Source organism: Reyranella sp., from assembly GCF_050185545.1.
Taxonomy (GTDB): domain Bacteria; phylum Pseudomonadota; class Alphaproteobacteria; order Reyranellales; family Reyranellaceae; genus Reyranella.
The window spans coordinates 1-9283 of the sequence record NZ_JBFWZI010000236.1 but is presented as its reverse complement, the minus strand read 5'-3'; the positions used below and the strand labels follow the sequence as shown (position 1 = coordinate 9283).

The window sequence follows — 9283 nt, the reverse complement described above, 5'->3', positions numbered from 1 at the left end:
AGAAGCTGCGCGACCAGTTCGCCAAGGAGACCGATCCGGCGAAGCAGAAGCAGATCGTCGTCGACCTGCAGAAGTACTGGGTCGAGCATCCGACCCACGTCAATCTCGGCCAGTACCGCCAGCCCTTCGCGCTGCGCGCCAACATCGATGGCGTGATGCAGGCGCCGGTCACGGTATTCTGGAACATAACGAAGAAGTGACGTTCGTCTCCTCCCCGGCTTCGCTTGGCGAAGCTGGGGAGGTGTCGGCGTCTTCGCCGGCAGAGGGGTCATCGCTGGGAGCGCGCCACTCCCGTGGCGCTCATGACTCTTCCTTGGACCGCGGGCGTCTCGCCCGCTCGTGGTTCATGAGAAGAGCGGGCGAGACGCCCGCGGTCCGATTGAAGAGCATGAGCGCCACGGGAGTGGCGCGCTCCCAGCGACGAGATGACGTCCGCGCGGACGCAGAACACACTGCGGCGATGACGGACTCCTACCGCGTCACGGTCCCCTACAGTTGGGACTATCAGCCCGAGCTCAATCCGCTGCGCGCGCACCTCGTGCTGTTGCGGGCCGGGTTCCGGCCGCCGGCGGCCGGGACGGCCTGCGAGCTGGGCTACGGCCAGGGCGCGAGTCTCGTCCTCCATGCCGCGGCCTCGCCGGTCGCGTGGTACGGCACCGATTTCAATCCGGCCCACGCTGTCGCCGCGCGGCGGCTCGCCACGGCATCCGGCGCCCAGGCCTCGATCGGCGACGAGCCGTTCGCCAGCTTCTGTGCGCGCGGCGACCTGCCGGATTTCGACTTCATCGGTCTGCATGGCGTGTGGAGCTGGATTGCCGATACGGAGCGCGAGACGATCCTGCGCTTCGTGCACGCCCGGCTGCGCCCGGGTGGCGTGCTCTATCTCGGCTACAACGCCCTGCCCGGCTGGGCGGGCTTCCTGCCGCTACGCCAGCTGCTGGTCGAGCATGCCGAAGCGTCGGGCGGGCAGGGGGCCGACATCGTCGATCATGTCGGGGAGGCGATGGCCTTCGCCGCCCGCCTGCTGGCGACCGGCCCGGCGATGGCGCGCGACAATCCCGGGCTCGCCGGCATGTTCGCCGCCCTCGAGCGCCGGAGCGTGAACGCGCTGGCGCACGAGCTGTTCAATCGCGACTGGCAACCGATGTTCTTCAGCGCCGTGGCGCGCCGGCTCGGTCCTCTGGGGCTCGCCCATGCCGGCGCCGCCGACCTCTCCGACATCGTCGATCGCCTGGACATGTCGGCGACGCAGCGCCGCCTCATCGAAGGCCTCGCCGATCCGATGCTGCGCCAGCTCGTCCGCGATTCGATCTTCAACAAGCGCTTCCGCCGCGACTACTGGGTGAAGGACCCGCAGCTGCTGTCAGCAGCCGAGCGCGACGCTGCGATCCGCGACGAGCGGGTGATCGCGACGGGCGCCGCGACGGTCCTGCCGCGGCCGCTCAGCGCGGCATTGACGCTGCAGCCCGATGGTCCGGACGCCGGCACGGTGGCCGCGGTGCTGGCCGGCCTGTCGGCACGCCGGCCACGCCGTCTCGGTGACATCGAGGAGGGGCTGGCGGGGAGGCGCGTGGCGCCGCTCGCGCTTCTCGACGCGGTGATGTTCCTCGCCGCCCACGGCCTGGTCGAGTCGGCGCAGGAAGCGCAGACCGCAGCGGCGATGAAGCATCGCACCGATCGGCTGAACCGCCATCTGCTCGAGGATGAATCCCTCGGTGAGGCCGACATTGCCCTCGCCAGCCCCGTCACCGGCGGTGGCGTGGCCCTGTCGGCTTCCGAGCGGCAGCGTCTGCGGGCTCTGCACTACGGTCAGGCGCCGGCGCGGCCGCCCGCTGCAAACGAGCAGTCCCGCCCGTTCCTCGATGAGCGCCTGCCGCTGCTTCGGGCGCTGCAGGTCATCTGAAGAGTCGCTCTCTACCCAAAGTCCGCAACGGGGCGGCACGCCCATAGGCACTGACTTTGATGGAAGAGGGCGTCTTTTGCTGGGAGCGAGGTCGAGGGGAAAAGTCGGCGCCTGTAGGCGGCACGCCGGCACGGCAGATGCTATACTTCGTTCGATGCTTCTGCGAGACGACCGGGCCCGATGCCCTCTCTGACGCGTCGGGCCTGGATGATCGGTGCCGGTGCGACCGCTATTGCGGCGGCGGCATACGAGACCGCCAACACCACTCCCCGGCCTGGCGCCGGCGCACGGCCGGCGCGCCTGCAGTTCCCCGAGGGTTTCCTCTGGGGCACCGCCACCTCGGCCTACCAGGTCGAGGGCGCGGCCGAGACCGATGGCCGCGGGCTCTCGATCTGGGAGGCGTTTGCGCATCAGCCGGGCCGCATCCGCGACGGCTCGACCGGCGCGGCAGGTGTGGACCATTTCCATCGCTACAAGGAGGACGTGGCGCTGATGAAGGCGCTGGGCGTGCGCGCCTATCGCTTCTCGATCGCCTGGCCGCGCGTTTTTCCCGACGGCGCCGGTGCGGTCAACCCGAAGGGCCTCGATTTCTACGACCGCCTGGTCGACACCCTGCTCGCCAGCGGCATCGAGCCCTATGCCACGCTCTATCACTGGGATCTGCCGCAGGCGTTGCAGGCGCGCGGCGGCTGGGAATCGCGCGACACCGCGGAGGCGTTCGGCGCTTACGCCGCCCATGTCGTGCGCCGCCTCGGTGATCGCGTGCGCCGCTTCTTTCCCCTGAACGAGATCCGCGCCTTCATCGAGGAGGGCTACGCCAGCGGCATCTTCGCGCCCGGCCTCAGCCTGCCGGAAGCCCGCCTCAACCAGGCGCGCCACCACGCCGTGCTGGCGCACGGGCTCGGCGTGCAGGCGGTACGCGCCAATGGCCGGGCCGGCACCACCGTGGGACCGGCCGAGAACATCGCCACCGCCCTGCCGTCGGTCGAGACCGACGACAACATCCGCGCCGCCGGGATCGCCACCCGCGAGCTCAACGCGCCCTACCTGACGGTGATGCTGGAGGGCCGCTACACCGACGCCTGGCTGGCCGGGCAGGGCGCCGATGCGCCGCGCATCGCGGCCGGTGACCTGGCGATCATCTCGAGCAAGGTCGATTTCGTCGGCCTCAACGTCTACACGCCGAGCCAGTACGTGCTGGCGAGCGAGGCGGCGCCGGGCTTCATCGCCCTGCCGCTGCAGGCTTCCCATCCGCACATGGCGTCGCCGTGGCTGAAGCTCGGCCCGGAGGCGCTTTACTGGGCGCCGCGCCATGTCCAGCACCTGTGGGGCGTGAAGGACATCTTCATCACCGAGAATGGCACCTCGGGCGCCGACGAGCCGGCCGAGGACGGGACGGTCTACGATCTCGACCGCGTCATGTACCTGCGCAATTGCCTCGTCCATCTGCAGCGCGCCACCGCTGAAGGTGTGCCGGTGCGCGGCTATTTCCTGTGGAGCCTGCTGGACAATTTCGAATGGGCCGACGGCTACGCCAGGCGCTTCGGCCTCGTCCATGTCGACTTCACCACGCTGAAGCGCACGCCCAAGCTCAGCGCCGCCTTCTACCGCGCCGTGATCGCCCGCAACGCGCCGGCGTAATCATCCGGACCGCGGGCGTTCCGCCCGCTCACGCGTCAGTCATGAGCGGGCGGGACGCCCGCGGTCCGGATGAGCGTGGAGGCGGGTGCTTGACGAAGCCCAGCGGCCACGCCACCTCGGGATACTGATGGTTGCGGCTGAACCCGGGAGGTCACCGATGAGCGATGCGAAACCGCGGCTGGTCGGCATCAACCATGTCGCCCTCGAGGTCGGCGACATCGATCAGGCGCTCGAGTTCTACGGCCGCATCTTCGCGTTCACCCTGCGCGGTCGCAGCGAGCACGCCGCCTTCATCGACATCGGCGACCAGTTCATCAACCTCGTGCACGAGCCGGCGCGTCCGGCCGGCGGCAGTGCCGAGCGGCGCCATGTCGGCCTGGTCGTCGACGACCGCTCGACCGTCCGCGCGCGCGCCGAGGCGGCGGGGGCGACCATGCTGCCCGGGCGCTTTCTCGACTTCCTCGATCCCTGGGGCAATCGCATCGAGGTCATCGAATACGCCAACATCCAGTTCACCAAGGCACCACACATCCTGCGCGGCATGGGCCTCGCGCTCGCCAAGAACGAGAACGCGCGCCGCGAGCTGGCCGAGAAGGGGATGGCGGAGTAACGCATCGTTCTTCCGGACCGCGGGCGTCCCACCCGCTCATTGATTTCATGAGCGGGCGGGACGCCCGCGGTCCACATGAGCTCAGATCCGCCGCACCTCGCAAAGATTGGAGCGGTGGTTGGGCGTGCCGCTGATCGGATCGCGCGCCAGGGGATCGATCGTGGCGTTGAAGTTCGCGCCGTCGGGCGCGAACGGGTCGTAGCCCGGGACGCCCAGCTCCTCGCAGCCTTGCCACCACCCATGCTCGCCGACCACGACGCGCGGGTCGAGGTCGCGATTGAAGCGGGCGCGCGCCCGCATCGCGCCGGCAGGCGTGCGCACCTCGATCCAGTCGCCGGCGGCGATGCCGCGCGCCGCGGCCGCCGCGGGATGCAACTCGGCTTCGGGATGCGGCGCGCGCCGGCGCAATCCCGCAAGCGCGCGGAACTGGCTCTGGCAGAACAGTGTCGGCTTGGCGCAGGTCAGCACCAGCGGAAAGCTCTGCGCGAGGTCGGGCCGGGCGAGCGGACTGTTGCGGGGCTCGATGAACGCCGGCAGCGCCGCGTGGCCGCCCGCGCGCAGGGTTTCCGACCAGAGCTCGACGCGGCGCGACGGCGTCGGGAAGCCGCGCGGAATGCCCGCCGCGTCGGTCTCGGCGTGCTTGGCATGACGCGTGGCGAGCGGCACGCGCACGCCAGCCGGCGCGGCGCGCAGCTGCTCGAGCGTGAGCCCGCTCGGCTCGAGCTGCTGGCGCCAGGCAGCGTCGATGTCGCCGTTCCAGAACTGCTCGCCGAGGCCGAGCCGCCTGGCCAGGTCGAAGATCACGTCGGTATCGGGTCGCGCCTCGCCGGGCGGCGGCACCAGGGCGCTGCGGTACTGCGCCAGCGACTGCGCCTCGGCGCTGATCTCGAAGCCGATCTTCAGCGCATCGCGCTCGAAGGCGGAGGCGACCGGGAGCACGATGTCGGCAAGCTCCGCGGTCGGGTTCATGAACAAGTCGGCATGGACGTGGAAGTCGAGCGCCGCCAGGGCGGCGCGACCGCGCACCGGATCGCCCTGGGCCAGCAGCATGTTGTGGCCGAACCCCACCAGCCCGCGCACCGGATAGGGCTTGCCCTCCAGCACCGCGCGATAAAAATCCTGGGTCGACACGCTGTTGGTCTGGGCCACGCCGAGCGGGCGTTCGCTGAGACCGATCGGCGGCGCCATCGCCTTGGCCGACGGCAGCTCCTCGCCGCCGATCGAGCGGCTCGGGATCGCCGGCAGCAGCACGTTGCCGCCGGGCGCATCGAAGCTGCCGGTGAGGGCGTAGAGCAGCGCCATGGCGCGCGCCGTCTCGGTCGTGTTGTCGTGATGCTCGTGGCCGCTCCAGGCGTAGTACGATACCGGCCGCGCGTGCCAGATCAGGCGCGCCGCGCGCTCGAGATCGGCCGGCGCGATCCAGCAGGTCGCTTCGACGGTCTGCGGATCGTAGCGCCGGCAGAGCGCGGCGTAGTGATCGAACACCGGCCGGCAGGCGATCGTGCCGTGCGGCGTGGCGACGGCGTATTCACCCTCGAGCGCGAGCCCGCGCGTGTCCCCCCCGCGCGTGTCGCAATCGTACCGGCCGATGGCCGGATCGTAGACGGCTGGCTTTCCGGCGTCGGCGTCCCACGCCACATAGCCGCGCGCCGCGCCGAGCTCGCCAGCGCCGAGCAGCTGACCCGTGTCGGCGCGCACCAGCAGCGGCCCGTTGCTCCAGTCGCGCACGAAGGCGCGGTCGTACCAGCCGTTGGCGATCATCAGGTTGGCGAGACCCAGCGCCAGGACACCGTCGCTGCCAGGGCGCACGCGCAGCCAGACGTCGGCCTTGCTGGCGAGGCCGGCGTGGCGCGGGTCGACGACGATCAGCTTCATGCCGCGCTTCAGTGCCTCGACGGTTGCCGTCGCGTGGGTCAGGCGCGAGTAGGACGGGTTGTAGCCCCACAGGATCAGGCAGCCCGAGCGGTCGATGTCGGGCATGGCGCCGCCCGCGCCGCCGGTGCCGACGCTGGCCACGCCGAAGGCGAAGCGCGTCGCGAAGGCGCGGCCCCAGCCGCAGAGATCGAGCGGCCACACCATGTTGGGCGTGCCGAAGGCGTTCATCAGCCGGCGCACCAGCGGGCTCGAATCGCCGATCGCCGTGGTCGAGCCCGAGCACTGGCTGAAGGCGACGGCCTGCGGGCCGTGCCGGTCGGCGATCTGGCGCATCGCCCGGGCGGTGCGGTCGAGCGCCTCGTCCCACGAGATCGGCTGCCAGCCCGGATCGGCCTCGCCCTTGGGCCGCGTGCGCAGCAGCGGCCGGGTCAGCCGGTCCTTGTGATAGACCAGCTCGGGCGCGGCGCGGCCCTTGGCGCACAGCGCCTGCCCGGTGGGATGGCCGGGATCGGGGTCGAGCCGCGTGAAGCGGCCGTTCTCGAGGGTGGCGATTGTGCCGCAGCGCGCGATGCAGAGCCCGCAATAGCCGTGGACGCGCCGCACGCCGGGGTCAGTGGTCGTCGACATGGTGACCTCCGCCATCATCCTGATGCGCGGCGGCCCGGCGGGCAATGGCCGGGAGCGCACGGCTCATAGGCGCTAACTTTGATGGAAGAGGGCGTCATTCGCTGGGAGCGCGCCACACCCATGGCGCACCTGGGTAGTGTAATCATCGAGAAGAGCGCCATCGGAGTGGCGCGCTCCCAGCGCATGACCATCAAAGTTAGCGCCTATGAGCGCACGGCTTCATTGGCTTACGCCGCCACCAGTGGCGCGCTCCCGGCAAGGAGTGGCCTTTCGCCTTCGCCGGCTTGGTGGCACCGTGCACGTCATGACCCAGCCCGACATCGCGCACGCGCGATTTCCCGACGGTTTCCTGTGGGGCACCGCGACGTCGTCCTTCCAGGTCGAGGGCGCCGCCTCGGCGGACGGACGCGGCGCCTCGATCTGGGATGTCTTCGCGCGCGAGCCCGGCCGCATCCGAGACGGCTCGACCGGCGCGGCCGGCGTCGATCACTTCAACCGCTACGCCGAGGACGTGGCGCTGATGAAGGCGCTCGGCGCTCGCGCCTATCGCTTCTCGATCGCCTGGCCGCGCGTCTTTCCCGACGGCGACGGTGCGCCCAACCCGAAAGGTCTCGACTTCTATGACCGGCTGGTCGATGCCCTGCTCGCCGCCGGCATCGAGCCCTACGCCACGCTCTATCACTGGGATTTGCCGCAGGCGCTGCAGGCGCGCGGTGGCTGGGAGGCGCGCGAGACGGCGCATGCCTTCGCCGCCTATGCCGGACATGTCGCCCGTCATCTGTCCGACCGTGTCCGCCGCTTCTTCACCCTGAACGAGATCCAGGTGTTCATCGAGCAGGGATACGGCTGGGGCAACTTCGCGCCCGGGCTCAGGCTGCCGCGCGGCCGCCTGAACCAGGCCCGTCATCACGCCCTGCTGGCCCATGGTCTCGGCGTGCAGGCCGTGCGCGCGCAGGGCCGGCCCGGAACCCTCGTCGGACCGGCGGAGAACATGTCGACCGCGCTGCCGGCGATCGAGACGCCCGCCAACATCGCCGCCGCCGAGCGCGCGACGCGCGACCTCAACGCACCCTATCTCGGGCTGATGCTCGAGGGTCACTACGCCGACTCGTGGCTTGCCGAACAGGGCGCCGACGCGCCGCGCTTTCCCGCCGGGGACCTGGCGGTCATCGCGAGCCCGGTCGATTTCGTCGGCCTCAACATCTATACGCCGAGCCAGTACGTGCTGGCGAGCGGACAAGCGCCGGGCTACGTCGCCCTGCCCCTGCAGGACTCGCATCCGCACATGGCCTCGGAGTGGCTGAAGCTCGGGCCGGAGACGCTCTACTGGGCGCCCCGGCTCTGCCATCGCCTGTGGGGCGTCGAGACGATCTACATCACCGAGAACGGCGCCTCCGCCACCGACGCGCCGGACGAAACCGGCGCGATCCACGACCTCGATCGCGTGATGTATCTACGCGCCTGCCTGATGCACCTGCAGCGTGCGACCCGCGAAGGGGTGCCGGTGCGCGGCTACTTCCTGTGGAGCCTGCTCGACAATTTCGAATGGGCCGACGGCTATGCCATGCGCTTCGGCCTGATCCATATCGACTTCGCCACGCTGAAGCGCACGCCCAAGCTCAGCGCCCAATTCTATCGCGAAGTGATAGCGCGCAACGCGCTCGCCTGATCGGCCATCCCATCGGAGGCGTCTCGTCAGGCGAGCGTGGTCATGCGTGATTGGCGATCAGGGTCTCGGCGGTCCTGATGCCGGTGAGGATGGCCCGCGGGCTCGCCAGGCCGCATGCGGGAAGTTGGTGGCCGCCGATGACAGCGTCGGGCGACGTGGCGCAGTCACAAGCTTTCCTACGAATGCCTGCGGTTTGCGGGATAGACTGCTGTACGATGCCTGAACTCGGGTCGGTGCGGTGGTCCCCGGCCGAACAGCCTATGATGTCGCCATGTCTCCAGCATGGCAGACGAGGCTTCCATGACGATTCGGGTCCTGCTGTTGGCCCTTGCAACGCTCGCCCAGGCGGCCTGCGTCACGTCCAAGGGCACGCTCGAAGGGTCGCGGGCAGAGACCGTCCGTGTCGACGGCAGGCTCTACGAGGTGCGCATCGCGCCGGCCGAGACGGCGGGTGAGTACCGGCTGCTGCTGGTGCGCGGCACCGTCGTCGTCGACCCCGATCCCAGGCTCGAGAGCGAGCGAAACTGGAACGTCGTCCAGCCTTTCATGGAGCGCACCTGCAAGGGTCGATTCGCGGTGCTCGACCATCAGCTCGTCGACAACGTGAACCTCTACATCCGCTTCCGCTGCGGGGCGTGATCACCCCAACCCTCCCCCGACTACGGTCCGTCACCGGGGGAGGTGCCCCGTCATACGGGGCGGAGGGGGTGGGCCTCGATGGAGATTTCTCTGATTCCGACGTCGGAATCTGGAGAGATCCAGCCTGGTGGCCCTCCCCCACCGGCCAATGGCGCTGTAAACAGCGCCTAACTGGGCCACCTCCCCCGATTGCGGCCCGATTACGGGGGAGGGATATGACATACGAAATATGTGTCTATGATGATCCGAGGCACGGGCACCGACTTGTCGATTTCCTCCAGATCCATCCCCTTCAGTGTCGGCATCCTGCTGATGACGG

At 69.8% G+C, this 9283-nt stretch carries 6 protein-coding genes and 1 pseudogene; 6 read left to right on the top strand and 1 reads right to left on the bottom strand.

Annotation, left to right across the window (positions count from 1 at the left end):
- From AB7O82_RS34235 to AB7O82_RS34220, 4 genes and pseudogenes are all read left to right on the top strand, one after another.
- Positions 1-200 (top strand): annotated as a pseudogene (locus tag AB7O82_RS34235) (ABC transporter substrate-binding protein); the annotation flags it as partial.
- Between the two features lie 260 nt (positions 201-460).
- Entirely contained in the window at positions 461-1903 is a 1443-nt protein-coding gene (locus tag AB7O82_RS34230; RefSeq protein ID WP_428621433.1) for a class I SAM-dependent methyltransferase, read from the top strand.
- 180 nt (positions 1904-2083) lie between these two features.
- Positions 2084-3544: a GH1 family beta-glucosidase gene (locus AB7O82_RS34225; protein ID WP_428621431.1), complete on the top strand. Its 1461-nt coding sequence runs from the start codon at positions 2084-2086 to the stop codon at positions 3542-3544.
- A 157-nt stretch (positions 3545-3701) separates the two neighbouring features.
- Complete coding sequence (locus AB7O82_RS34220; protein ID WP_428621429.1) at positions 3702-4154, top strand: VOC family protein; 453 nt, start codon at positions 3702-3704, stop codon at positions 4152-4154.
- Positions 4155-4235: 81 nt separating this feature from the next.
- On the opposite strand, the gene AB7O82_RS34215 is transcribed toward AB7O82_RS34220, so the two are convergent.
- Positions 4236-6656 (bottom strand): molybdopterin-containing oxidoreductase family protein, encoded by a 2421-nt coding sequence (locus AB7O82_RS34215; RefSeq protein ID WP_428621427.1) that lies wholly within the window; start codon positions 6654-6656, stop codon positions 4236-4238.
- A 304-nt stretch (positions 6657-6960) separates the two neighbouring features.
- Here AB7O82_RS34215 and AB7O82_RS34210 point away from each other — a divergent pair, with 304 nt between their 5' ends.
- Together AB7O82_RS34210 and AB7O82_RS34205 are read left to right on the top strand one after the other, a co-directional pair.
- Positions 6961-8325 carry a GH1 family beta-glucosidase gene (locus AB7O82_RS34210; protein WP_428621425.1) on the top strand — a complete coding sequence of 455 codons (1365 nt, stop codon included), beginning with the start codon at positions 6961-6963 and terminating at the stop codon, positions 8323-8325.
- Between the two features lie 300 nt (positions 8326-8625).
- Positions 8626-8964, top strand: a complete 339-nt coding sequence (locus AB7O82_RS34205) for a hypothetical protein (RefSeq protein ID WP_428621423.1) — start codon at positions 8626-8628, stop codon at positions 8962-8964.
- Positions 8965-9283 lie beyond the last annotated feature (319 nt).